This window comes from Nonomuraea sp. NPDC048882, from assembly GCF_040649755.1.
GTDB lineage: Bacteria > Actinomycetota > Actinomycetes > Streptosporangiales > Streptosporangiaceae > Nonomuraea > Nonomuraea maheshkhaliensis.
In genome coordinates, this window is record NZ_JBEZGB010000006.1 from 421,372 (window position 1) to 445,460 (window position 24,089).

The 24,089-nt window shown below is 71.6% G+C and carries 22 protein-coding genes; 11 read left to right on the forward strand and 11 right to left on the reverse strand.

What is annotated here, in order from left to right:
* Nucleotides 1–41: 41 nt before the first annotated feature.
* The 4 genes from AB0C27_RS23790 to eccD form a co-directional block, all read right to left on the reverse strand.
* A complete protein-coding gene (locus tag AB0C27_RS23790) occupies nucleotides 42–350 on the reverse strand; it encodes a WXG100 family type VII secretion target (RefSeq protein ID WP_146178084.1) in 309 nt (102 codons plus the stop codon).
* A gap of 20 nt (nucleotides 351–370) precedes the next feature.
* Nucleotides 371–709 (reverse strand): WXG100 family type VII secretion target, encoded by a 339-nt coding sequence (locus tag AB0C27_RS23795; RefSeq protein ID WP_357847494.1) that lies wholly within the window; start codon nucleotides 707–709, stop codon nucleotides 371–373.
* Nucleotides 710–951: 242 nt separating this feature from the next.
* On the reverse strand, nucleotides 952–1,395 hold the full coding sequence (locus tag AB0C27_RS23800) for a YbaB/EbfC family DNA-binding protein (RefSeq protein WP_357847498.1): 444 nt from the start codon (nucleotides 1,393–1,395) through the stop codon (nucleotides 952–954).
* 7 nt (nucleotides 1,396–1,402) lie between these two features.
* Nucleotides 1,403–2,863, reverse strand: a complete 1,461-nt coding sequence (eccD, locus tag AB0C27_RS23805) for a type VII secretion integral membrane protein EccD (RefSeq protein ID WP_357847501.1) — start codon at nucleotides 2,861–2,863, stop codon at nucleotides 1,403–1,405.
* Between the two features lie 146 nt (nucleotides 2,864–3,009).
* Here eccD and eccCa point away from each other — a divergent pair, with 146 nt between their 5' ends.
* From eccCa to AB0C27_RS23820, 3 genes are read left to right on the forward strand one after another with little or no spacing between them, the layout of a single operon-like run.
* A complete protein-coding gene (gene eccCa / locus AB0C27_RS23810; protein WP_357847504.1) occupies nucleotides 3,010–6,990 on the forward strand; it encodes a type VII secretion protein EccCa in 3,981 nt (1,326 codons plus the stop codon).
* Nucleotides 6,991–7,042: 52 nt separating this feature from the next.
* Nucleotides 7,043–7,351, forward strand: a complete 309-nt coding sequence (locus AB0C27_RS23815; protein WP_357847507.1) for a hypothetical protein — start codon at nucleotides 7,043–7,045, stop codon at nucleotides 7,349–7,351.
* Nucleotides 7,348–8,469 carry a WXG100 family type VII secretion target gene (locus AB0C27_RS23820; protein WP_357847510.1) on the forward strand — a complete coding sequence of 374 codons (1,122 nt, stop codon included), beginning with the start codon at nucleotides 7,348–7,350 and terminating at the stop codon, nucleotides 8,467–8,469. The genes AB0C27_RS23815 and AB0C27_RS23820 overlap by 4 nt, the downstream gene beginning before the upstream one ends.
* Nucleotides 8,470–8,569: 100 nt before the next feature.
* Here AB0C27_RS23820 and AB0C27_RS23825 read toward each other — a convergent pair whose 3' ends face one another.
* On the reverse strand, nucleotides 8,570–8,851 hold the full coding sequence (locus AB0C27_RS23825) for a hypothetical protein (protein ID WP_357847513.1): 282 nt from the start codon (nucleotides 8,849–8,851) through the stop codon (nucleotides 8,570–8,572).
* Here AB0C27_RS23825 and AB0C27_RS23830 point away from each other — a divergent pair.
* From AB0C27_RS23830 to AB0C27_RS23845, 4 genes are read left to right on the forward strand one after another with little or no spacing between them, the layout of a single operon-like run.
* Nucleotides 8,823–9,257: a hypothetical protein gene (locus tag AB0C27_RS23830; protein WP_357847516.1), complete on the forward strand. Its 435-nt coding sequence runs from the start codon at nucleotides 8,823–8,825 to the stop codon at nucleotides 9,255–9,257. The genes AB0C27_RS23825 and AB0C27_RS23830 overlap by 29 nt on opposite strands.
* A complete protein-coding gene (locus tag AB0C27_RS23835; RefSeq protein WP_346115016.1) occupies nucleotides 9,257–10,096 on the forward strand; it encodes a hypothetical protein in 840 nt (279 codons plus the stop codon). Before AB0C27_RS23830 ends, AB0C27_RS23835 begins: the two co-directional genes overlap by 1 nt.
* A complete protein-coding gene (locus tag AB0C27_RS23840; protein ID WP_357847519.1) occupies nucleotides 10,093–10,479 on the forward strand; it encodes a YbaB/EbfC family nucleoid-associated protein in 387 nt (128 codons plus the stop codon). Before AB0C27_RS23835 ends, AB0C27_RS23840 begins: the two co-directional genes overlap by 4 nt.
* A 30-nt stretch (nucleotides 10,480–10,509) precedes the next feature.
* Nucleotides 10,510–10,833, forward strand: coding sequence for a YbaB/EbfC family nucleoid-associated protein (locus AB0C27_RS23845; protein WP_357847522.1), 324 nt, complete (start codon nucleotides 10,510–10,512; stop codon nucleotides 10,831–10,833).
* A gap of 136 nt (nucleotides 10,834–10,969) precedes the next feature.
* On the opposite strand, the gene AB0C27_RS23850 is transcribed toward AB0C27_RS23845, so the two are convergent.
* From AB0C27_RS23850 to AB0C27_RS23865, 4 genes are all read right to left on the reverse strand, one after another.
* Entirely contained in the window at nucleotides 10,970–13,327 is a 2,358-nt protein-coding gene (locus tag AB0C27_RS23850; protein WP_357847525.1) for a hypothetical protein, read from the reverse strand.
* A 110-nt stretch (nucleotides 13,328–13,437) separates the two neighbouring features.
* A complete protein-coding gene (locus AB0C27_RS23855) occupies nucleotides 13,438–14,586 on the reverse strand; it encodes a S8 family serine peptidase (protein WP_357847528.1) in 1,149 nt (382 codons plus the stop codon).
* Between the two features lie 23 nt (nucleotides 14,587–14,609).
* On the reverse strand, nucleotides 14,610–17,027 hold the full coding sequence (locus AB0C27_RS23860; RefSeq protein WP_357847531.1) for a hypothetical protein: 2,418 nt from the start codon (nucleotides 17,025–17,027) through the stop codon (nucleotides 14,610–14,612).
* 232 nt (nucleotides 17,028–17,259) lie between these two features.
* On the reverse strand, nucleotides 17,260–17,532 hold the full coding sequence (locus AB0C27_RS23865) for a WXG100 family type VII secretion target (RefSeq protein ID WP_165960088.1): 273 nt from the start codon (nucleotides 17,530–17,532) through the stop codon (nucleotides 17,260–17,262).
* Between the two features lie 130 nt (nucleotides 17,533–17,662).
* Here AB0C27_RS23865 and AB0C27_RS23870 point away from each other — a divergent pair, with 130 nt between their 5' ends.
* The 3 genes from AB0C27_RS23870 (at nucleotide 17,663) to AB0C27_RS23880 (ending at nucleotide 21,697) form a co-directional block, all read left to right on the forward strand.
* The gene (locus AB0C27_RS23870) at nucleotides 17,663–18,382 is read left to right on the forward strand and encodes an SDR family oxidoreductase (RefSeq protein WP_357847535.1); all 720 of its coding nucleotides are present in this window, start codon (nucleotides 17,663–17,665) and stop codon (nucleotides 18,380–18,382) included.
* A 35-nt stretch (nucleotides 18,383–18,417) separates the two neighbouring features.
* A complete protein-coding gene (locus AB0C27_RS23875; protein ID WP_357847538.1) occupies nucleotides 18,418–20,163 on the forward strand; it encodes a biotin carboxylase N-terminal domain-containing protein in 1,746 nt (581 codons plus the stop codon).
* A gap of 169 nt (nucleotides 20,164–20,332) precedes the next feature.
* Entirely contained in the window at nucleotides 20,333–21,697 is a 1,365-nt protein-coding gene (locus AB0C27_RS23880) for a hypothetical protein (protein ID WP_357847541.1), read from the forward strand.
* A 213-nt stretch (nucleotides 21,698–21,910) separates the two neighbouring features.
* Here AB0C27_RS23880 and AB0C27_RS23885 read toward each other — a convergent pair whose 3' ends face one another.
* Nucleotides 21,911–22,993 carry an NlpC/P60 family protein gene (locus tag AB0C27_RS23885; RefSeq protein WP_357847544.1) on the reverse strand — a complete coding sequence of 361 codons (1,083 nt, stop codon included), beginning with the start codon at nucleotides 22,991–22,993 and terminating at the stop codon, nucleotides 21,911–21,913.
* Between the two features lie 38 nt (nucleotides 22,994–23,031).
* A complete protein-coding gene (locus AB0C27_RS23890) occupies nucleotides 23,032–23,343 on the reverse strand; it encodes a hypothetical protein (protein ID WP_357847547.1) in 312 nt (103 codons plus the stop codon).
* A 131-nt stretch (nucleotides 23,344–23,474) separates the two neighbouring features.
* On the opposite strand from AB0C27_RS23890, the gene AB0C27_RS23895 reads away from it, so the two are divergent.
* A complete protein-coding gene (locus AB0C27_RS23895) occupies nucleotides 23,475–24,089 on the forward strand; it encodes a histidine phosphatase family protein (RefSeq protein WP_357847550.1) in 615 nt (204 codons plus the stop codon).

A 24,089-nucleotide genomic window follows, 5' to 3' on the forward strand; every position in this document is an offset into this window, starting at 1 on the left:
TCGCGCCGCGGCGATGGCCGAGAGGGTGGAAAGGTGTCGGGTCAGTCCGACCAGATGCTGATGTTGCGGCGCTCAGCGGCCTGGTAATTGCCGTTGGCGATGTTGACCGAGGAGGCCGCCTGGAAGAGCTGCTCACCCATGGCCTTCTCGTGGGTGTTCCACTCTTCGCGCTTCTTGTCGAAGTACTGCTGGGCGTCACCCTGCCAGCTCGGCCCGAGCTCCTTCTTGATGTCGGCGTAGAGCTGGTCGGTGACCCGGTCGAGCTCGGTGATGACTTTCTTGAGGTCCTCGTAGGCCTCGTCCATCGAGCCGAACCGGACGAACGTGTAGTCCTCTGCGGGCATACCCATGGCGTTGTGCTCCGTCCAGGTCAGCGGTTGATGAGGGAGTCGACGCGACCGGCGCCGGCGCTGGTGGCGCGGCCGGCCAGGTCCATGTTCTCGTCGGCGGCGTTCTTGTAGACCCCGGCGCCGATGTTCAGGCGGTCGTAGATGTCCTCAAGGCTCTTGATGACGGCCTTGAACTCCAGGTCCCACTGGTCGAGCGCGCCGCTGAACTTCTGGGAAGCCCCGCCCTTCCACCCCTGCGTGACCAGCTGGGTCTTGATCGCCTGCACCCGCTGCCTCATGCCCTCGATGTACTGCGCGGTCTCCTCGCAGTAGCCTGCCGCGTTCGTCAGCTGAGTCGGGCTTGCCCCGTACAGTGCCACTGGACCTCCAAGTCGAGATGGCTTCGTCTGCTAGGGCGGGCGGTCCCGCAAGGAAACCGACTACCCCCCGCGAACAACATCAAATGGCATCGTAGCCACCATTGACCCCATTTTTCCCAGCAACCTCAGATTACGGATCTGTCGCGACATGGTGACTATCGGACAAATCCGCAGGTCGAAGGCCCTGTCAACTCTGCCATTTCGGCCGCCGGCACAGTTGCCGCGTCACGTTAGGGGCCGCGTCAGAGGTTCATCCGGCGGCGGATCTTGTCGAACTCCTTCATCACGTCCTCGAACGCGCGGTCGTAGACGGCCTCGGCCTGCTTGATCTTGGCGAGCGCGGCGTCGGGGTCCTTCATCTGCCGCAGCGGGTTGTCCGCCTCGCCGAAGGCGTCGTTGGCCAGCGAGTACATCCGGTCCTGGAAGTCCTGGGTCGCCTCGCGGAGCACGTCCTTGATCAGCTCGGCCAGCTCGCCCGAGGACAGCCGCATCGCCTTCGGGTGCAGCTCAAGCTCTCGTACGCCGTCGCTGCCGTACTCGATGGCGACGAAGCCGTTCTCGTCCTCGGCCCGGCCGACGCACTTTCCGATGTCGCGCTGGAAGTCGTCGAGGCGGCCGACCTCCCGGTCCATCTCCCTGAGCAGTTTGTCGACGTCGATGTTCGCGAAGTCTCCGAACTCGTTCATGCCACTCCTATCCCGACAGTCCGCGCACCCAGGTATAAAGCTCCAGCACTCCCAGGGCGAGCGGGAAGAGCTGGACGATCAAGGCCACGTCCAGGATGTCGCCGGCGCGGCCCCAGAACGGCGAGGGCTTGCCCGTCGCCAGCCAGACGCCGACGCCCACGGTCATCAGCGACAGCCACAGCACCCCGATCGCCACGGCCAGCGAGCCCACGATCCCGCCCTCGCCCACCAGCGACAGGGCGAGCATGGCGAACCCGGCCAGGCCCGTGCCGATGAGCCAGAGCCGCTGCCCCAGCCCGCGGAAGACCCGGGCCCGCATGATCAGCGTGAGCGACAGCGACACCGTCATGACGTCCGACACCCAGTCGTCGTTCAGCACCAGCAGCGTCTGCGTGGCCAGGGCCGACAGCGCGAGGGTGGCGATCATGCCCGTGGCGTAGCCCTGCGCGACCCGGGTGCGCTCCTGGATCACGGGGGCGTCGAGCCGCTGGTTGTCGCCGCGCAGTTCCTCGGCCGTGGTCGGCATCGCCGGCAGCGGCACCTTGGCCAGCTTGAACGACAGCGTGGGCACCAGCGGGCTGAAGGCCAGCAGCAGCGCCATGGCCAGCGCCGCGACCCCGGCAGGGGGCACCGCCCACACCATGACCACCGCGGCGCAGATGCCGCCGACCGTGGCGACGCCGGCCGTGCCGAGGAAGCCGGGCACGCCGTCGGAGATCAGCGCCCCGCTGACGGCCGCCACCAGCGCCGTGCAGGCCAGCGCGGCCAGCATGTGCGGGGCCCCGAAGCCGGCCGCCGTCCCGGGCGCGAACAGGCCGGCCACGAACCCGTAGGGCAGCGCCGCGTGCCCGATCAGCGCGCCGGCCATCGAGTCGCCGACCGCGCGCGACAGCAGCGTGCCGGTGACGATGAGCAGCAGCGCCAGCAGCCCGGCCACGATCGTGACGGTCAGTCCCGGCATGCCCGACACGGCCAGCCCGACCGAGCCCAGCATCAGCAGGCCCATGGCGCCGCTCGCGCCGACGATCCTGGTGTGCTTGGGCGACCACACGCCGCGTCCGCCACGCACGCCGGTGGCGACCACGTCGGCCACGTCGTCGTACAGGGCGGGCGGCAGGACGGCCTCACGCGGCCTGAGATAGAGGATCTCGCCGTCGAGCACGCCCAGGGTGCTGAGGCTCTGCCCCAGGTCGAGCGGGGCTCCGCCGAGCCGCTGCAGCGTCCATCCCGGAGCCGCCGCGGCGTCGCCGCCCACCTCGCCCAGCGCGCGCAGCAGGCTGGGCAGCACGTTCGGGAGGGGGATGTCGGCGGGCAGCGCCAGGTCGGCCTTGCGCCGCGGGCCGACGACGGTCACGTGGCACTGGGTCGGGAGCGGCATGGGCACCTGCGGCAGGGCGCCCTGCTGGAAGGGGCCCTGCGGCGGCGGGGGACCCATCCGCCCGTTGTAGACCTGCGGTGGCGCCTGCATGGGGGGCGGACCGTGGGGAGGTCCCGGCATCGGGGGCCGCCCGGGCGGAGGTCCCTGAACGATGTGACCCAACTCTTAACTCCGTCCACAGCAACGCTAAGGGACAACGAAGAACATATCTGGTCTCTTCTGGTAAGAACGTCTCGATGAGCATCGTCGTCGTCCGCCGCCCCGAGCGCCGCCCCGGCCCCAAGCCGCCGCGGGGCGAGATCCTGCTCGAATCCCCTCCCGAGATCCCCGAGATCCAGGGGCAGGGCTTCGTCCTCGTGCTGACGTACCTGCCCATGCTGGCGGGCGCGGCGGCGATGGCCCTGATGTTCACCTCGTTCGGCAACTCCAACCCGATCATGTACGTCTCCAGCGGCCTGTTCGCGCTGTCCATGGTCGGCATGACGCTGGGCCAGGTCGGCCGCCAGTCGGGAGAGCGCAAGTACAAGCTGAACGGCGCCCGCCGCGACTACTTCCGCTACCTGGACCAGGTGCGCAAGCGGGCCAGGCGGGCGGCCAAGCAGCAGCGCGAGGCGCTGGAGTGGAGCAACCCCGAGCCGGACGGCCTGTGGTGGGTGGCGATGAGCCAGCGCCTGTGGGAGCGCCGCCCCCGCGACGAGGACTTCGCCACCGTACGGCTCGGCACCGGCGTGCAGAAACTGGCCATCCAGATCATCCCCCCGGACTCCAAGCCCGTGGAGGACCTGGACGCGCTGTCGGCCGGCGCGCTGCGCCGCTTCATCAGGGCGCACTCGACGGTGGCCAAGCTGCCCGTGGCGGTGGCGCTCGGCTCTTTCGCGCGGATCAGGCTGACCGGCGACCCGACGGCGATGCGCGACCTGGTGCGGGCGATGGTGGCGCAGCTGACCGTGTTCCACTCGCCGGACGACATGCGGATCATGGTGTGCGCCAACGCCGAGTGGATGCCGCACTGGGAGTGGATCAAGTGGCTCCCGCACGCGCTGCACCCGGAGGAGACCGACGCGGCCGGCCAGGTGCGGCTGATGACCGACAACCTGAGCGAGCTGGACCGGCTGGTCGGCGACGAGCTCAAGGAACGCGCCCGGTTCCGCCCGGGCGCGGCCGCCGACGTGCTGCCGTACCACGTGCTGATCGTGGACGGCGGCTACGTGTCGCAGGACTCCCAGCTCGGCGCGGACGCCATCCAGGGCGTGACCGTGATCGACCTGTCCGGCTCCACCCCCGACGTGGAGGAGAACAGCACGCTGCGGCTGGACGTCCGGCCGGACGGCTTCCACATGGTGAAGATCGACCACGCGGGCAAGGAGCACAAGACCCGCTTCGGCGACCCCGACGGGCTCGACTACATGCGCGCGGAGGGCATGGCCAGGCAGCTCGCCCCGCTGCGGGCCTCGGCGGCCACCGGCGGCGAGGCCGAGGACGTGCTGGCGGTCAACACCACGCTGACCGACCTGCTCGGCGTCGGCGACCCCGCCCACGTGGACCCCGCGGTCGTCTGGCGGCCCCGCGCCGGGCGTAACCGGCTGCGGGTGCCGATCGGCATCGGCGCCGACGGGCGCCTCGTGGAGCTGGACATCAAGGAGTCCGCGCAGGGCGGCATGGGGCCGCACGGGCTGGTGATCGGAGCCACCGGCTCCGGCAAGAGCGAGCTGCTGCGCACGCTGGTGCTGGGCCTCGCCCTGACGCACTCGTCGGAGATCCTCAACTTCGTCCTGGTCGACTTCAAGGGTGGCGCGACCTTCCTCGGCCTCGACTCGCTCTCCCACGTCTCGGCCGTCATCACCAACCTGGAGGACGAGCTCCCGCTGGTCGACCGCATGTACGACGCCCTGCACGGCGAGATGGTGCGCCGCCAGGAGCAGTTGCGCGCCGCGGGCAACTACGCCTCGCTGCGCGACTACGAGCGGGCCAGGGAGCAGGGCGCCGAGCTCTCCCCGATGCCGACGTTGTTCGTGGTGCTGGACGAGTTCAGCGAGCTGCTGTCGGCCAAGCCGGAGTTCATCGACCTGTTCGTGATGATCGGACGGCTCGGCCGCTCGCTCGGCGTGCACCTGCTGCTGGCCTCCCAGCGCCTGGAGGAGGGGCGGCTGCGTGGCCTCGACACCCACCTGTCCTACCGGATCGGCCTGCGCACGTTCTCGGCCATGGAGAGCCGGGTGGTGCTGGGGGTGGCGGACGCGTACGAGCTGCCGTCCGCGCCGGGCAACGGCTACCTGAAGTTCGAGACCACCGGCATGACCCGGTTCAAGGCCGCCTACGTGTCGGGCGCCTACCAGTCCGAGTCCCGCCGCCCCAGCATCGACGACGGCGGCACCATCCTGCGCCAGGTCGTCGAGTACGGCCCCAGCTACGTTCCTGTGCCCATGGTCAAGCAGCAGCCCAAGGAGGCCCGCGCCGCCGAGGTGGACGAGCGCGGTGGCCAAGAGAGCCTGCTCGACATCGTGGTACGCCGGCTGGCCGGGCACGGCCCATCCGCGCACCGCATCTGGCTGCCCCCACTCGGCGACCCGCCCACGCTGGCGCACCTGCTGCCGCCGCTGTCGGCCACGCCCGAGCTGGGCCTGTCCACTCCTGGCTGGGACGGGCGCGGGCGGCTGCACGCCGTCATCGGGATCATCGACAAGCCGTTCGAGCAGCGGCGGGACCCGTACTGGCTGGATCTGTCGGGAGCGGCGGGCCACATCGGCGTGGCGGGCGGGCCGCAGAGCGGCAAGAGCAACGCCCTGCGCACGATCGTCACCAGCATGGCGCTCACCCACACGCCGCGTGAGGTGCAGTTCTACTGCCTCGACTTCGGCGGCGGCGGCCTGGCCGCGCTGGACGGCCTGCCGCACGTGGGCGGCGTGGCCACCCGGCTCGACACCGATCGGGTCCGCAGGACCGTGGCCGAGGTGAGCGCGCTGCTGCGGCAGCGGGAGCAGAGCTTCGCCGCGCACGGCATCGACTCGATCGCCACTTACCGGCGCATGGCCGCCGACGGCAGCATCCAGAGCGACGGCTGGGGTGACGTGTTCCTGGTCGTGGACGGGTGGCTGACGATCAGGCAGGAGTACGAGAGCCTGGAGACGGTGATCACCGACCTGGCGGCGCGCGGCCTCGGGTACGGCATCCACGTGGTGGCCTCGACCAACAAGTGGTCGGAGTTCAGGTCCGGGATCAGGGACCTGTTCGGCACCAGGATCGAGTTCAAGCTGGGCGACTCGTACGAGTCGGAGGTCAACAGGAAGGCGCAGCTGGCCGTGCCGGAAGGCGTGCCAGGGCGCGGCCTGACCAGGGACGGCTTCCACTTCCTCGCCGCGCTGCCGCGTGTGGACGGCAAGACGGGGGCCGGCGACGTGGCCGACGCCACCCGCTCCCTGGTGGAGGCCGTACGGCAGTCGTGGCAGGGCCCCGCCGCCCCGCCCGTGCGGCTGCTGCCCTCGCTGCTGCCCGTCTCCGCTCTGCCGGGGCCTGAGCAGACGGGACGGGGCCGGATCGCGATCGGCATCGACGAGGACACGCTGTCGCCGGTGGCGCTCGACTTCGACACCGACCCGCACTTCATCGTGTTCGGCGACACCGAGTGCGGCAAGTCCAACGTGATCAAGCTGATCATGGAGGGCGTGGTCGCCAGGAACACGGCCCGCGAGGCCATGATGATCGTGATCGACTACCGGCGGTCGCTGCTCGACACGGCGGTGACCGACCACCGCATCGGCTACGCGGCCTCCAGCACCGCGGCCACCGAGCTGATCCAGGACGCCCGCTCGGCGCTGCTCAAGCGCCTGCCGCCGGCCGACCTCACACCGGAGCAGCTGCGGGCGCGCAGCTGGTGGCAGGGCGCCGACCTCTACATCGTGGTGGACGACTACGACCTGGTGGCCACGTCCAACAACCCCCTCGCCCCGCTGGCCGACCTGGTGCCGCAGGCCCGTGACATCGGCCTGCACCTCATCCTGGCCCGGCAGAGCGGCGGCGCCAGCCGGGCCATGTACGACCAGGCCGTGCAGCGGATGAAGGAGATGGCCAGCCCGGCGCTGATCATGTCGGGCAACCGGGAAGAGGGCCAGCTCTTCGGCAACATCCGCCCGCAGCCGCTGCCGGTCGGCCGCGGCTTCTACGCCGACCGGCGGTTCGGGGCCCGGCTGATCCAGACCGCGTACCTGGAGTCGCCGTGAGCCGTCCACTATGCTCCGTTGCGCGCGTTTGCCCGGTCAGTCAGGGAGTTTCATGAGCTTCGTCGATGTGCACGTCCAGGCGATCGAGGAGTGCCGCCAGGAGGCGTACAAGGTCAGGAACATGCTCGACTTCGAGGACGCGTTCACGGGCAGCAAGAGCAAGGCCCCGAAGGGCGCGACCAGCGCCGAGATCTTCGGCTCGCTCGACGGCGCGAGCGCCCTGGCCAAGAAGATCGACGAGGTCTGGGGCTCGGTCAAGGAGGAGTACGGCTGGGGGCGCAGCCGGATGCAGGGCGTCGAGGAGGCGCTCGGCAAGGTCGCCGCGAACTTCCGCGGCGCCGCGGGAGCCTCCGGCGCATGAGCGTCGCCTCGCAGCTCGCCGCGCTCAGGGAGAAGGTCCACGGCGACCCGGCGGCCATCCGCGCCATCGCGGCCGGCCTGCGCACGGCGGGCGACCATGCCTCCACCTCGACGAACCGGCTGCCCAAGTACGTCGCCGAGGTGGGCAAGGCCTGGCAGGGCGACTCCGCGACGGCCTTCGCCGGCTACATGGCGGCCTACCCGAAGGCGGGCAGCCAGTTGGACGGCGCCCTCGACTCCTGCGCCAAGGCGCTGGACACGGCCGCGTCCACGCTCGAAAGCGCCTACAACACCATCGACGGGCTGCACAGGACCGCGCAGAGCGCCGAGAGCGCCTACCAGGGCAAGCACTCCGACGCCACGCAGGAGCAGATCGACGCGCACGTGCGCGGCCAGTTCGACGCCGACCCCGTGACCGAGGCCGGCAAACAGGTGACCAGGGCACAGAAGGCGCTCACCACGGCCAAGGAGGCCCTCGACGGGCAGCTCGGCGACGGGTTCGGCTTCTTCAAGGGCATCCGCGCGGCCGGTGGCGCCGACTTCGACCCCGGTGAGAAGAAGGTCGACTGGCGCAAGATCGGCAGTTACCACCCGACCACCAAGTTCGCTTCGACAGGCGACCCCGGCGGGCCCGGCGGCACGCTCGGCGGCGACGGAGGCGGCGCGGGTGGCGGCGTCGGGGCGCCGTCGTCGTACGGCAGTGCCCCCGCGCCCAAGCCCCAGGTCGTCGAGTGGATCAAGCAGGCGCTCACCGTCATCCGCTCGCCGGAGATGGCCGCGATCATGCGGCAGCGCGGCCTGAACGTGAGCGACCTGGACCCGAACGATCCCCAGGACATCCAGCGCATCTGGACGATCATCTTTCACGAGTCGGGCGGCAGGCCCGACGCCATCAACCTCACGGACATCAACGCCAAGAACGGCGTGCCGTCCCAGGGGCTGATGCAGACCATCCCGCCGACGTTCAAGACGCACCATCTGCCCGGGTACGACAAGATCCGGGAGCCGGTGGACAACATCATCGCCGGGGTGCTCTACACCTACAGCCGGTACGGGAACCTGGCCGGCCATCCGGGGATCAGGTCGCTGGAGAGCGGCGGCGGATACAAGCCGTACTGAGCCAGGAGAACGGCGAATGACAAGTGCGTGAAACGTAGCTTAATGGGCCTCTAACCTGGGCTTATACCGATTTTTCGTGTTACTTCCGGTGCTACGTTGATCACGTGTCGACCCCGTCTCCCAGCGCGTCTCCGACGGCCGGCGTCTCGCCGGACACGCCGGCCGGAGGGCCCTCCTCGCCCCCGCCGTCGTCCAGCCCGACGCCCACCCCGACGGCGAGCCCCACGCCGAGCCAGACGCCGAGCCCCACACCCAGCCAGACCCCGAGCCAGACGCCGGACCCGACCCCGACGCCCACGCAGTCGCCAGGGCCGTCGCAGTCGCCGGCGCCGTCACAGTCGCCCGCGCCGACCGTGACCGTCGTCAGCCCGTGCCCGCACACGCCGAAGTGCCCGCCACCGGCGTGCCTGCCGCCGACGCTGCGGCCCAGCGCCTCCCCCGCCCCGTCCAAGCCCGCCCCGAAGCCGGAGCAGAAGGGCGACGGCAAGAAGGGCGGTTACGAGGCGAACGCCGGCTCCATCGACAAGTTCGCCGGCTCCATCAGCGGCGCCGCGCAGGGCGTGAACGAGGTCAAGGAGTACACGCCCCGCTTCGAGGGCATGGACCTGGCTCCCCTCGCCGGCGTGCCCCTCGTCGGGCTCATGTTCGTCAACCGCTTCAATCGCATCTCCGACTCCTGGAAGGACAGCGCCGGCATCCTGCGCAACGTCCTCCAGACCGACAGCGGCAAGATCGCCATGGCGGCCGACAACTACCGCAACGCCGAGCGGCCGGGTGGAGGATCCTGATGTCGACCCCCTCCAACCAGCCGCCGAAGCTCGTCGTACCCGGCCAGAACACTCCTCCCGCGGGCACGCAGCAGCTCCACATCGCCAACCGCAGCGGCAACATCGCGCGGACCGTCCAGGTGACTCCGGCCGGCGCCCGCCCCGACCCCGGCTTCTACCGCCGGCTGATCGGGCAGCTGAACATCGCCCGCCAGCCCACCCGCCAGGCGATGGTGCTGTCCGGGCTCGGCGTGGCCGCGCTCGCCCTGGACGTGGCGGCCACGCTCAACGTCGGCAACCCGTTCCTCTTCTCCAGCAGGCGCGACACCTGGAAGGAGATGAGCGGCTCGCTGGAGGGCAACCGGTCGAACATGTGGCGCGGCTACTTCGACGACATCGCCCCCAACTGGAAGGGCGACGCGGCGGAGATGCTCCAGCAGTACGTCAGGTTCAACGTCAACGGCCTGTTCAGCCAGCTCGGCAAGGTCAGCGACGACATGAGCGGCGCGATGCAGACGCAGTTCAAGGAGGTCGCCGAGTACGACCTGTCGGTGCTCGGCCTGTACGCAGGCTCCGCGCCCGTCTTCAGGGCGCTGGCCGGCATGAGCGCGCACCCCGTCGGCCGGGCGGCCCTGCTGAGCTACCTCGGCATCTGGGCCGGCGCGCTCGGCAACCTGCTCAAGCAGTTCGCCGACATCTACGTCACCAACGAAGGCGAGCTGAACAAGCTGGAGCTGCGGCTCAACGACCTGCTGGGCGCCTTCTACAACTCCGGCAAGCCCGAGCAGGGCGCGCGCGAGCTCAACATCTCGCCCCAGATCCAGCACCAGGACCGCTGGGTCCCGATGGAGGAGTCATGACCGAGATCGAGGCGTTCCTCCAGGGCAGGGAGGGCGACCTGGCCGGCCTCGTCCGCGAGGTCACCGCCTGGACCGCCGCGCTCGGCGGCGCGCTGGACGAGCTGGCCCGCGAACGCATGGAGGGCACCGACGCCCGAAAGGTCGTCCGCGCCCGCGTCTCGGGCACCGGCGGCCTGCTCGGCCTGAGCATCGACGCGCGCGGGCTGCGCGACCTCGACCACGTCGAGCTGGCCGAGGCCGTCAAGCAGGCCATCGGCGCGGCCAAGGGCGCCATGGGCGAGCGGCTGACGGAGCTGACCGAGGGGCTGGGCGGCCGGAACCCGTCCATGCCGGGCGGCGATCCACTCGCGCCCCACATCGAGCGCGTGCTGCGGGAGGGATGAGCCATGTCTTTTATGCCTGGAATGCCTGGAATGCCTGACGTGCCCGGGACGCCCGGGACGCGGGAGATGCGGGAGCTGATGGAGCGGCTGGACGCCGTCGTGGCGTCCGCCAGGCGGGCCGAGGAACGGGCGGCCGAGTGGAGCGCGCGCCAGTTCGTCGGGCGCGCCGACGAGGGCCGCATCGTGGCCAGGACCGACGCGCTCGGCACGCTGGTCGCGCTGGACATCCACCCGCTGAGCCGCAAGCGCCTGGACGCGCGCCGCCTGGCCGACGAGATCACCGCGGCCGTCATCATGGCCGAGCAGGCCGCCACGGCCGCCAGGGACGAGCTGATGAACGGCTCGCGTCCCTGAACGTGGTCATGAGCAGTCCGCGTCCCTGAACGTGGTCACGAACGGCCAGTGACCCTCTGACGCCCGCTGAGCCCCTCTGACGCGGAAACCCCCTCCGGGACCTGCCCGGAGGGGGTTTTCACGTGCCGCGTAAGGGTCAGAGGCAGGCCGAGCCGCTGGTGCCGGCGGTGCCGACGCTGCCGGAGTACCGGACGCACTTGCCCTTGGCGGGCAGCTTGACCGGTCCGGCGTAGTACTCGTACGAACCGTTGTCCCTCTTGCCGCCGCCGTTCTGCACCGAGATCGCAGCGCTCATGTTGGCCTTCTGGCCCACGTCCTCGCGCTTCATCGTGACCACGCAGGCCTCACCGCTCGACGGGTGGGCGAGCAGGACGACCTGGCCGCCCTGGAACTCCTGCGCGCCCTTCACGACGAACCCGGCCCCGCAGACCGAGGACGGCGTGTGCGGGTTGCGAGCCGGCCTCGCGGTGAGCGAGGGGCGCGGCGCGGTCCGCGTCGCCGTCGGCTTCGGCTTGGTCGTGGCGGGCGTCGTGGGGAGCCACGTGAGGGTCGGCGCCGCGGTGGCCGTGGAGGTCGGGACCGGCGTCGCGGTCTCGGTCACGGTCGGGGTGGGCGTGATCGTCACGGTGACGGTCGGCACCGGAGTACCGGACTCCGACGGGGTGGGCGTCGGGGTGTCGGTCGTCTGGGGCGGGATCTCGTTCGAGGGCGTCGGCGTGGACGGGGTGCTCGCCGTCACGGTCACCGTGGGCTGGGCCACCGGCGGCTGGACGGTCACCCTCGGCGGCGCGACGGGCCGGGTGGTGGTGATGGGCAGCGGCGTCGGCACCGTGCTGAGCTCGGGCGTCGCGGGCGTCTGGGAGGTCCAGTCGTTCGGCAGCACCATCGGGCCGACGTCATTGCCGGGGTCGGCGCTCTGCGTCACGCCCCACGGCACGGTCACCTCGCCCTGGGGCTGCCCGGGGTCGGGCTGCGTCTGAGCCTGGGGCTGGCCCGGGCCCTGGCCCTCACCCTGGTCGGCCGACTGAGGGGCCTCGCCGCCCTTGCCGCCGGCCTCCACGGTGCCCACGGGCGACGGGTTCGCCGCCGCGACCACCTCGAAGCGGTGCGTGGACGCGTACTGTCCCGCGCCCCACAGTCCCACTCCTGACAGCAGCGCGAGCGCGCCGACCGCGGCGGCCAGGCCCAGCGGGAACCTGCGCGGCGGGCGGGAGGGCACCGTCTGGCCCAGGACCGCCGTCGGGCGCTGCTGCTCGGGCGGCGGCTCGGCGCCGTGGCCCGCGGGCGCGATCGGCACGCCGGCCATCGCCCCTGGGCCCTCCAGCTGGCCCTGCAGCTGGCCCTGCAGCTGGCCCTGCGGCACGACCGGCGGCCCCCAAGGCTGCTGCGGCGGCGGCCCCTGCGGCCCGCCCATCGGGGGCTGGCCCGGCATGGGCTGCCCGGCCATGGGAGGCAGGCTCGGCACTGGAACGCCCTCGATCGGCGCGTCAGCGGCGCCGGGAGCTCCGGGCTGGTGGAACGCGCCGGGAGGAGGACCGCCGGCCGGGTTGAAGGCACCGGGCGCCGGCATACCAGGAGCGCCGAGCGGGCCGGGGGCGCCGAAGGGGCCCTGCGGGCCGGGAGCGCCCGCGATCCCCTGAGCATCGGGAGCGGCGGCCGGGGTTCCGGGAGCGGCGGCGATGCCGGGCTGGAGCGGCGGGGCCTTCGGGCCGCCGGTGACGCCCCGCTTGTCGCCGAGCACGCGCAGGAGCGCCACGTACGTGGTGGGGCGCGAGCCCACGTCCTTGGCCAGGGCCGACAGCGCCACCTGGCGCAGCGGCTCGGCCAGCACGCCGACCTCGCCCACCTCGGGCTCGCCGGTCAGCACCGACTCCTCGTCGGGGCCGAACGGCGGCTTCCCCGTCGCGGCGAACACCATGATGGCGGCCCAGGAGAAGACGTCGGCGTACGGGCCGTAGCCCAGGCCCTTGATCTGCTCGGGAGCGCGGTAGCTCATCTCGCCGATCGGCTCGCCGAGGTCGATGTCGGTCACGCGGGGCCCGTCGGGGCCCATGATGACGTTGTGCGGGGTCAGCCCGCGATGCGTGATGCCGGCCAGGTGCACCGCGGTCAGGGCGGTCAGCACGCCCACGGACACGCGTTCGAGGGTGTCGGTGTCGAGGGGGCCGTCGTGGGTCACGACGTCGGCCAGGCTGTGGCCCTGGATGTGCTCGCGTACCACGTAGAGCTGGTCGCCGTGCCGGCCCGCGTCCAGGACCCTGGCGACGTACGAGCTCGACACGCGTTGCGTTCCGGAGAGCCGGACGATGTCGTCGCCGCCGCCGAGACTCGGGGCGGGCGGGAGCAGTTTGATCACCCGGAGCGGCGCGTCGTCGTTCTCCTTGGCGTCGGACTCCTTGCCGAGGAAGCCCACGCCACGCGGGCCGTCGGCCAGGCGTCCTAAGAGCTCGTACGCGCCCAGCTTCTCGGGATCGCCCGGCCGCAAGGGGTGCATTTCCGTCCCTCCAGTCAATCCACGATCTTCATCGCGACATTCAATCGCATCAGTCACTTCTGCATCAGGGGATTTGCCGTGCAGATCGACATTTCACCCAATTGCAACTTTTAAGCCATGCGCCCCGGACGCCACCTTCTGCGGCGCGCCTGCGGAATGAGCAACGCGAACGCGGCGGTGAGCATGATCGCCAGCATCACGCCGGTGCCCACCGCCATGGCGACGCCGACGGCGTTCTCGTCCCGCGGCGGAACCTTGGCCACGGCGTCGGCGGGCAGCGCGCTGGGGGGCGGCTCGGCCACCACGGGCATGCCGCCCCGCTCGTACGGCAGCACGGCGGTCAGCGCGAGCAGCGGGTTGACCATGCCGGCCCCGGTGCCCGCCCCGGCCGCGCCGTCGGCGGTGGCGATGATGCGCCGGCGTACCTGCTCCTGGTCGAGCTGGGGGAAGCGGGCCCGCACCAGGGCGGCGGTGCCCGCCACGTACGGCGCCGCGAAGCTCGTGCCCTCCAGGCCGCGCATGTAGGTCCCGCCCGGCCAGGGCGCGGTGATGTCGGTGCCGGGGCCGAGCACGCCGACCGGGGTGGCGGCGTTGGAGGAGTCGGCCCTGCGGCCGTCCGGGGTGGCCGCGCCCACGGCCAGCACGCCCTCGTACGCCGCCGGATAGGCGGGCACGTCCTCGTCCTCGGGGCCGTCCACGTTGCCCGCGGCGGCGACCACGACGACGTCCTGCGCCAGAGCGCGCTGGATGGCGGCCTTGAGGTTGGGATGGTCGGCTGCCTTCACCGAGATGTTGATCACCTTGGGCTTGGCCGAGACCGCGTCGTTGATGGCGTCGATGAGCTTGTTGATGTCACCTTCGCTCTTGTTGCTCTGCTTGACCACCACGATCGAGGCCTCGGGCGCGACCCCGTGGAAGGGGACGCCGGCCACGTAGCGGGCGCCGATGATGCCCGAGACGGCCGTGCCGTGGCCCACGCAGTCGGTGTGCCCGGTGTGCGTCTCGTCGATGATCTTGGCGATCGGCAGCTGCGGGTGGCGGTAGTCGGCGCCGCTGTCGACGACCGCGATCCGCACACCCGCGCCCCTGGTCAGGCGCCAGGCGTTCTTGATGTCGAGCCGCTTCTGCGCCCACGGCTCGCTGGCCGGCAGCTTCAGCGTGCCCTTCTTGGGGTTGCACTCCTCCGGCGCCGCCGCGGCGGCCGGGGCCGCGAGGGCGTGCAGGGCGAGCACGCCCGCCAGCAGGGCACGCACGATCACGCGCCCCGCCCGAGCCTCAGGAATCACCCGCAATTAGCCCATCCCGCGCTCGTGCTGCCGGAACCCGCGCTGCCCGAATAACGGACGCACTTCCCGGCCGCCGTCAGCTTCACCGGGCCCGCGTACCACTTGAAGGACCCGGAGTCGGTCTTGCTGCCGCCGCCCTGCACCTCCAGCGTCGCGCTGACCGGCGTCTCCTTGCCGACGTTCGCACCCGACTTGATGGTGACCACGCAGTTCTGGGACGTGCTGTTGTTCCACAGCTGGTACGTCGTACCGCCGGAGAACGAGCTCGACCGCTGCATCACGAAGCCGCCGCCGCACACCTGGGTCGCGGTGTAGGGGTTCTTCACCGGAGCCGCGGTCGTCTTGGTCGGGGTCGGCTTCGGCTCCGGCGGTTTGGTGGTCTTCTTCGGGGTCGGCTTGGGCGCCTGGGTGGTCCTGGTCGGCGCGGGGGTCTGCGTCGGCTTAGCCGACGGGCGCGCCGTCTTCGTCACCGTCGCCGTGGGCCTGGCCTGCCTGGTGGGCGTCTTCTTGACCGGCCTCCTGGTGGGCGTCGCCGGCTTGGCCGTCTTCGTCACCGTGGGCCTGGCCGTGGGGATCGCCACCGAACTGGTCGGGAGCGGCGCCGGGGTCGGCACCGTCGTGAGCACCGGGACGCTCGCCGTGCCCGTGGGGTTCTCGGTCGGCAGCACCATCGGGCCGACCTCGTCGTCGTTCTGCCGGCCTGGCGTGGTCGCCCAAGGGGCGGTCACCTCGTCCTGCGGCTGCGTCGGCGGGTTCGTCACGGCGTTCGGGACCGATCCGGCCGACGGCTCTGCCGTGGTCGTCCCGCCGCCGGTGGCGGCGATCGGGGTGAACGTCACCTTGCCGGTGTACTGACTCGCGCCCCACAACCCGAGGCCCGCCATCAGCACGACGGCGGTCACCCCCGCCACCAGCCCGATGGGGAACGGCTTCTGCTGCCGGCCGTCGTCCTGCCTGGGCCCGCTCGGAGGCGTCCACCCATGGGCCGGCTCCGGCCGCCCGGGACCGGGCGGAGGTCCCCAGGTCTGATACACCATCCCGGGCCCCGACTCTCCGGCCCCACCGCCCATCGGCCCAGGCCCGCCAACCGGCCCGGAAGCAGGCCCGGCGACCGGCCCGGGACCAGCCCAACCGACCTCCCCCGGCCCAGACCCCATCGGCACCGGTCCCACCGGCCCCTGCTCCACCGGCCAAGGTCCCATCGGACCCTGTCCCACCGGCCCAGAGCCGATCGGGCCCTGCTCGACCGGCCCCGGACTCATCGGGCCCGAATCGATCGCACCCGGAACCATCGGCCCGGCACCCATGGGAACCGGCCCCATCGGCCCCTGCCCGACCGGGCCTGGACCGGCTGGGGCCTGCTCCACCGGCCCTTGCCCGACCGGAGCCGGCCAGCCGGGAGCCTGTTCCATCGGGCTCATCGGTCCAGGACCCGCTGGACCCGCACCCATCGGCCCCGGGCCCATCTGAGGCGGGCTCATCGGGCCGGGCTGCGCGGGCGGGGGCGGCATCGGGACGGCCTGGGGTGGCGGCCCGGCCTGGGGTGGCGGCCCTGCCTGGGCGGCCTGGGGAGGGGGCATTGTGGGGGCCTGGAGGCCCTCGATGTTCAGCTGGATCGGCAGGATGGCCGGCACCACCGCAGCCGGGGCGGCGGGGGTCTCGGTCGAGCTGGGGGTGGGGGCGCCGACGGCGGTGTGGAGGCGCTCCAGCGCCGCGTACGCCGTCGGCCGGCTCGCCGGGTCCTTGGCGAGGGCGGCCAGCACCACCTGACGCAGCGGCTCCGGCAACGCGCCGACCTGCGGCTCCTCGTTCAGCACGGCGGCCGGGTCGGGCCGGAACGGCGCGGAGCCCGTGGCGGCGAAGACCACGGTCGCGGCCCAGGCGAAGACGTCCGCGTACGGCCCGTACTGCTGCCCGCCGAACTGCTCAGGCGCCCGATACCCGAGCTCGCCGACCGGATCGCCGAGTTCGAGGTCGGTGACGCGGAGCCCGTCGCCGGTGAGGATCACGTTCGACGGGGTGAGCCCCCGGTGCGCGAACCCGGCCGCGTGCACGGCGGTCAGCGCGGTCAGCGTGCCGACGGCCACTCGCTCCAGCGCGTCGCCGGTCAGCGGGCCCTCGGCCACGACGGTCTCGGTGAGCGAACGGCCTTCGACGTGCTCCCTGACCACGTACGCGACGCCGCCTTCGACACCGGCGTCCAGCGTGCGGGCGAGCTGCGGGCCGGACACCCGGGTGGCGGCCCTGAGCCGGTCGGCGAAACCGGGATCGGCGGCCAGCGTCTTGATCACGACCTGGGGTGCGCCCTCGGACTCACGGGCCAGATGGACCGGGCCTCGCGGCCCCTCGCCCAGGCGGCCGACGATCGTGCGGCCTCCTATGCGCTCAGGCGTGGAGGAGTCCTTCTCCGCCATGACAGTCCTCTCCGGATGGGCGTCATGAACAGAGACATTTAACCAAATACGTCACATACGCATCAGAGGTTTCGGTTCGCCTCTCTGACAGTTCACCGTCAATGCACCTCCGGGCTGTCATCGGCCCCGGCCGGGCCGATAGGGCCGATGCTGCGGGAAGGCCGCGCTCACCGCAGAACCCGGGCACAACGGAAAGAAGCCCCAGCACCCTCGCCAGGGCCCCTCTCGGTGATCATTTCGTGGCGGACTCGATGTTCTGCCGGTAGGTCCCGATGACCCGCGAAGCCTCCTGCAGCTCCTCGGTCATCCGCTGGAATGCCGTCCGGTAGTTCTGCCACGCCTGCTGGAAGCGCTGCGCTCCCGGCCCCGTCCACGCCGTGCCCACCTTGGCGGCCTCGCGGTCGAGCGCGGTCATCGTGGTGCGGACCGCCTCCGACTGCTGCGTGAACTGGGTCGACATCTGCTGCATTTCCGCGGGGTCGCCGCCGAGCATGCTCTGGCTCATGCATACCTCCTGGGAACCTGTGAAAGCGCACTCACCCTAAGGAAGGGGCACCGGCCGTCGCCGGAGATATGCCGAGCGGCTATGGTCTACCCGAGGAATGTTCGGATCGCATTCGGGAGCTGTCGGTTTCATGCGCGAGGTTGTGGTGACCGGCGGCGGAACAGGCATCGGATACGCGATGGCCGAGGCGTTCGCCGCGCTCGGCGACCGCGTCACGATCACGGGCCGCCGCGAGGACGTACTGGCCGAGGCCGCACGCAAGCTGAGGGCCGAATACGTCGCGTTCGACGCCTCCAGCGCCGCCGAGGTGCGCGAGGCGCTGCCCCACCTGCCCGAGCGGGTGGACGTGCTGGTCAACAACGCCGGCGGCAACACCAACCTGGGCCGCAGAGAGCCGGAAGATCTGATCGAGGTGGCCGAGAGCTGGTGGGCCAACCTCAACGCCAACCTCATCTCCGCCGTGCTCGTGACGACCGCTCTGACCCCGCGGCTGAACGACGGCGGCCGGATCGTCTCGCTCGGCTCGATCGCCGCCAGGGGCACGGGCTCCGGCTCGTACGGCGCCGCCAAGGCCGCCCTGGAGTCCTGGACCGCCGACCTGGCCGCCGAGCTCGGCCCCAGGGGCATCACGGCCAACGTCGTCTCCCCCGGGCTCGTCCTCGACACCGAGTTCTTCCGCGGCCGCCTCACCGAGGAGGGCATCAGGGCCAGGGTCGACAACACGCGCAACGGCCGCCCTGGAACTCCCGCTGACGTGGCCGATACCGTTCTGTTCCTGGCCTCCGCGGGAGCCGGGCACGTCACCGGGCAGGTGTTGCACGTCAACGGCGGCGCTTATCTGGGCCGCTGAACCCAAGAGCAGGCCCATGACAGGAAGGAAGGCCGGTGCGGAAGGTTCTGATCGCCAACCGCGGCGAGATCGCGGTGCGGGTGGCCCGTGCGTGCAAGGACGCCGGGATCGGCAGCGTGGCGGTCTACGCCGACCAGGACCTCGACGCCCTGCACGCCAAGGTCGCCGACGAGGCGTACGCGCTGGGCGGCCAGTCGCCCGCTGAGACCTACCTCGACATCGGCAAGCTGCTCGACGTCGCCCGCCGCTCGGGCGCGGACGCCGTGCACCCCGGTTACGGCTTCCTGGCCGAGAACGCCTCGTTCGCGCAGGCCGTCATCGACGCGGGCCTGATCTGGATCGGCCCGCCGCCCGCCGCCATCGCCGCGCTCGGCGACAAGGTGCGGGCCAGGCACATCGCGCAGAAGGTCGGCGCGCCGCTGGTCGCGGGCACCAAGGACCCGGTGGCGGACGTGGCCGAGGTGGTGGCGTTCGCGGAGGAGCACGGGCTGCCGATCGCGATCAAGGCGGCGTACGGCGGCGGCGGGCGCGGCATCAAGGTGGCGCGCCGGCTGGAGGAGGTCGCCGAGCTGTACGAGTCGGCCGTGCGCGAGGCGGTCGCCGCGTTCGGGCGCGGCGAGTGCTTCGTCGAGCGCTACCTCGACCGGCCCCGCCACGTCGAGACCCAGTGCCTGGCCGACCGCGACGGCCACGTGGTCGTGGTCAGCACCCGCGACTGCTCGCTCCAGCGTCGCCACCAGAAGCTGGTGGAGGAGGCCCCGGCGCCGTTCCTCAGCGATGAGCAGGTCGAGATCCTGCGGTCCAGTTCCAAGGCCATTCTCAAGGAGGCCGGCTACGTCGGGGCCGGCACGTGCGAGTTCCTCGTCGGGCAGGACGGGACGATCTCGTTCCTGGAGGTCAACACCAGGCTGCAGGTCGAGCACCCGGTGACCGAGGAGGTCGCGGGCATCGACCTCGTCCGCGAGATGTTCAGGATCGCCGACGGCGAGCCGCTCGGCTACGACGACCCGGTGGTGCGCGGGCACTCGATCGAGTTCCGGATCAACGCCGAGGACGCCGGACGGAACTTCCTGCCCGCCCCCGGCACGCTGACCACCCTGCGCCCGCCCTCCGGGCCCGGTGTCCGGCTCGACTCCGGCTACGAAGCCGGGATGACGGTGCCGGGGACGTTCGACTCGCTGGTGGCCAAGCTCATCGTGACCGGACGCACCCGGCAGGAGGCACTGGAGCGCTCGCGGCGGGCACTCGCGGAGTTCGAGATCTCCGGGATGCCGACCGTGCTGCCGTTCCACCGGGCCGTCGTGTCCGACCCCGCGTTCACGTCGTCGCCGTTCTCGGTGCACACGCGGTGGATCGAGACGGAGTGGGACAACCCGATCGCGCCGTACGAAGGCGAGGTGGCCTCGGCCGAGGCCCCCGCCCGCGAGACGGTGACGGTCGAGGTCGGCGGCAAGCGGCTGGAGGTCGTCCTGCCCGCGGGCCTGGGCGGCGCCGCCCCCGCGCCCGCCGCGAACAAGGCGCCCAGGCGCGGCGGCGGCAAGGCGAAGAAGGCCGCCACCGGCGGCGACACCCTCGTCAGCCCCATGCAGGGCACCATCGTCAAGGTCGTCGCCTCCGACGGCGACGCGGTGAGCGAGGGCGACACGGTCGTCGTCCTCGAGGCGATGAAGATGGAGCAGCCGCTGACGGCGCACAAGTCGGGCACGATCACAGGGCTGACGGCGGCGGTGGGCCAGACGGTCACCGCCGGCGCCACCATCTGCGAGATCAAGGACACGTGAGCGGGGCTCGCGAAGCGTCCTTGACCCGCGCCCGACCGGAACGCAGCCGAACCGGTGACTGCGCTTCGGTCACGATGCGCACCTGCGAGTCTCCGGACAGGTAGCGTGCGCATTGAGGAACTTTGCCGACCGCCCGTTCGTCCTCAAGGGCGAAGGAGGCTTGCTGCCAATGACCCATTCGCTGCGCCGAGCAGGGGCCGCGATCGCGGCTCTGATCGCCGGACTGATCGTCGTTCTTGCGCTGTCCCCTGCCGCCAACGCGGCGGCGCCGCCGGACCCTGGAACGGTGGTCTCCAACTGGAAGAAGGACCCGCTCTACGTGGAGTCCGGCTCGTCACTGACGTCCGACCAGCAGAGTGAGATCCGTGACGCGCTTGAGGGGGCGAGCAGCAAGATCTACGCTGTGGCGCTGCCCGACGGCACCGTCGACGACTCCAGCATCGCCGGTTTCATGACCGGCCTCAACTCCGCCATGAAGGCGGCGAGCGCGCCGTCCGCGACCTACGCGGTCCTCGACGGCACGACGCTGTACGCCGCGTCCAGCTCCATCCGCGGGCAGGGTGTCGCGGGCCAGCTGGCCCGGCTGTCCACCACCGCCAACTCGGGTGACCTGGCCGCCGGCATGAAGGACTTCGCCAACCGCGTGGACATGGCCGTCAAGGGCGACCGCTCCGCCCTCGACCCCGGCAGCCAGGCCAACCCCGGCGCCGGCGGCACCGCCGCGCTCGCCGTCCTCGGCGGGCTGATCGTGGTCGGCGGTGGCGGTTACTTCCTCTACTCCAGCAACAAGAAGAAGAAAAAGGCCATCCAGGACGCCAAGGACCTCGCCGCGGTCAAGCAGACCGTGGAAGAGGACGTCACCAAGCTCGGCGAGGAGATCACCGCTCTCGACACCGACGTGACGCTCGCCGGTCAGGGCGGCAGCCACATCGACGAGTGGCAGACGGCGCTCGACTCCTACGAGAAGGCCAAGACGCAACTGGCCACCGTGCAGCGAGCCGAGCAGGTCCGCGAGGTCACGCAGACCCTTGAGGACGGCCGTTACGCGCTCGCCGTGGTGAAGGCCAAGGTCAACAAGGAGCCGGTGCCCGAGCGCCGCGCCCCCTGCTTCTTCAACCCGCAGCACGGCCCGTCCGTCCGCGACATCCGCTGGGCCCCGCCCGGCGGCGCCGTACGCGACGTGCCCGCCTGCAAGATGGACGCCGAGGCCGTGGAGCGCGGCTTCGACCCGCAGATGCGCGAGGTCATGGTCGACGGCCAGCGCCGGCCCTACTACGACGCGGGCCCCGCCTACCAGCCGTACGCCTACGGCTACTACGGCGGCTTCGGCGACATCATGACCGGCATGTTCATCGGTACCATGATGGGCAGCATGCTCGGCGGCGGCTTCGGCGGCTACGGCGCCGGCTACGCCGAGGGTTACTCCGACGGCGGCGGCGGTGACTTCGGCGGCGGCGACAGCGGCGGCTGGGGCGACTTCGGCGGCGGTGGCGGCGACTTCGGTGGTGGCGACTTCGGCGGCGGCGACTGGTAATCCGGACGACACCGCGGGGCCGCACCCCGACGGACGCCGAGAGGCCCCGGACCGTGATCACGGTCCGGGGCCTCCGCTTTGTGAGCGGTCGGTCGGGTGACGAGACCGCCTGCGGCACCCGTGTCCAAGGCCGGCGCCCGTGTCCAAGGCCGCGCCCGTGTCCAAAGGCCGGGGCCCGCGTCCAAGGCGGGGTCCGCGCGTTCTGCGGAGCGGTCAGGTGAAGCGGCGGTAGCTGATGGAGCGGCCGTTGGCCACCACGGGAGCCACCGTGACGTCGGACCCCGGCTTCGGTGCGTGGATCATCTGGCCGTCGCCGATGTAGATGCCCACGTGGCTGGCGGGATGGCCGAAGAAGACGATGTCGCCAGGCTGCGGCGACGACACCGGCTTGCCGCTCGCCTGGTATCCGGCGGCCGTGGTGTCGCCGATCTTGATGCCGGCCTGGTTGAGCACGTAGTAGACGAGCCCGCTGCAGTCGAAGGCGTTCGGGCCGTTGGCGCCCCAGACGTACGGCCTGCCGATGTGCTGCCGCGCGGCCTCGACGATGCGCGCTCCCGTCCCGGTGCCCGGCGCGAACGTCAGGGGTTGCGGCACGCCACCGCCGCCCGGTCCGCCGCCCGCGCCGGTGGGGCCGGACCCGCCACCAGGGGTGCCGCCGGGGGTGTACGCGGTCGGGGTGACGCCGTTGCCGCCGTTCCCGCCCTGGAAGGACGTCGGCGTCGTCCTGGGGACCGGCTTCCAGTCGATGGTGTTGCCGCTCGACGGCCGCCACGGCTCGTCACTCGGGCTGTCGATGGAGCGGAACGTCGGCGTCCGTTCCTTCAGCTGCTTGTTGATCTCCGTCATGGCGGTGGACAGGGCCTTGCTCGCCGTGCTTTCGAGCTCCGTGGCCTTGGGCACCGCCTCCAGGACCTTGTTCACGAGGGCCTGTTTCGCGGCGTCGCTGTCGGGGTCTTTCTGCTCCGCCTTGAACGTGAGCAGCTCGTTGCAGAGCGTGGTCACCTTGGTCTTGGCCGTCTCCAGGGCCTGGGCCGCCTGGTCGAGGGAGCCGGCGGCGCTGTCCACCGCGTCGTGCAGCGCCATGCCCGCCTTGCGGTACTTGCCCATGTATCCGACGAACGCGTCCGCGGACTGGCCCTTCCAGGCGTTGTCGACGTCGCCGACCGCCCGGTTCAGCCGGCCGGACTGTTCGCTCGCCTTGCCCGCCGCCTTGCGCCAGCGCTTGGCGATGTCGCGGATGTCCGCGGGGCTGGTGCCCTCGATGTTCTGCACGATCGGGACGAGCTGCCAGCTCATCGGTAAGGCGGCGACCTTCTCGGCCAGGCCGGCGCCCACTACGCCGCCGCCCCGTTGGCCTTGTTGGCCGCGCGGACATTCTGTTCGACCGCACCCAGGGCCTTGGCGACGGCTTCGATCTTCTCGCGGGCGGATTCGAACTCGCCGCCCACCATCGTCTCGACCTCGTTGACCGCGGACACCAGCCCGGCGGACCCGGCGAGCTTGCCGAACATGCCCGCGCCGGCCAGCATCCCCGACAGACCGGCCGTCTCGACCTTGGTCGAGGTGTACTGGAGCTGGCCCGCCACCTCACGCGCGATCTTCGCGCAGTCTTCGAGTGCCTGGAAATGGATGTCGAGGGCTGTCATCCGACCCCTACCCCCTGAAGATCGTCGGGACATCGCCTGTGCTAACCATCTTGCCCCGAACACCCCTTCTGCCGCACCTGTCACAGAAGATAATGACCCTTGCTGGTACGGGGGGATCGGAGGGAGCCGAGGTGAACGACCACGTCCGGCTCCACTGCCTGCGCCACGCCGAGTCCGAGAACGTCGTCACCGGCACCGCGGGCGCCCAGCCCGACGCCCCACTGACCGCGCGGGGCCGCACCCAGGCGACGGAGGCGGGCCTGCGGCTCGGCGATGAGGGGATCACCCACGTGTACGCCGGCACCGCCGTCCGCGCCCGCCAGACCGCCGCCATCGTCGCCCGCACCCTCGGCCTCACCTCCGGCGTCACCGTCGTGCCTGGCCTGGAGGAGGTCGGTCTGGGCCGGTTGGAGGGCTCGCGGGACCCGGCGGTGCGGGCCCGTACGGCCGAGGTGCTGCGGGCCTGGGTGGTGGACGGCGACCTGGACGAGGCGGTGGGCGACGGCGAGAGCGGCCACACCGTCACCGCCCGCGTCACCGCCGCCCTGACGTCGCTGGTCACGGCCCATCCCGGCGGGACGATCGCCGTGGTCGGGCACGTCGCCAGCCTGACCACCGGGCTCGGGGCGCTCTGTGGGCTGGGTGGGCGGGTCTGGGGGGCGCCGCTGCCGCACGCGGTGCCGTTCCTCGTCGAGTACGGCCCAGGGCGGGCGTGGCGGTGCCGGAACTGGCCGGGAGAATGCTGA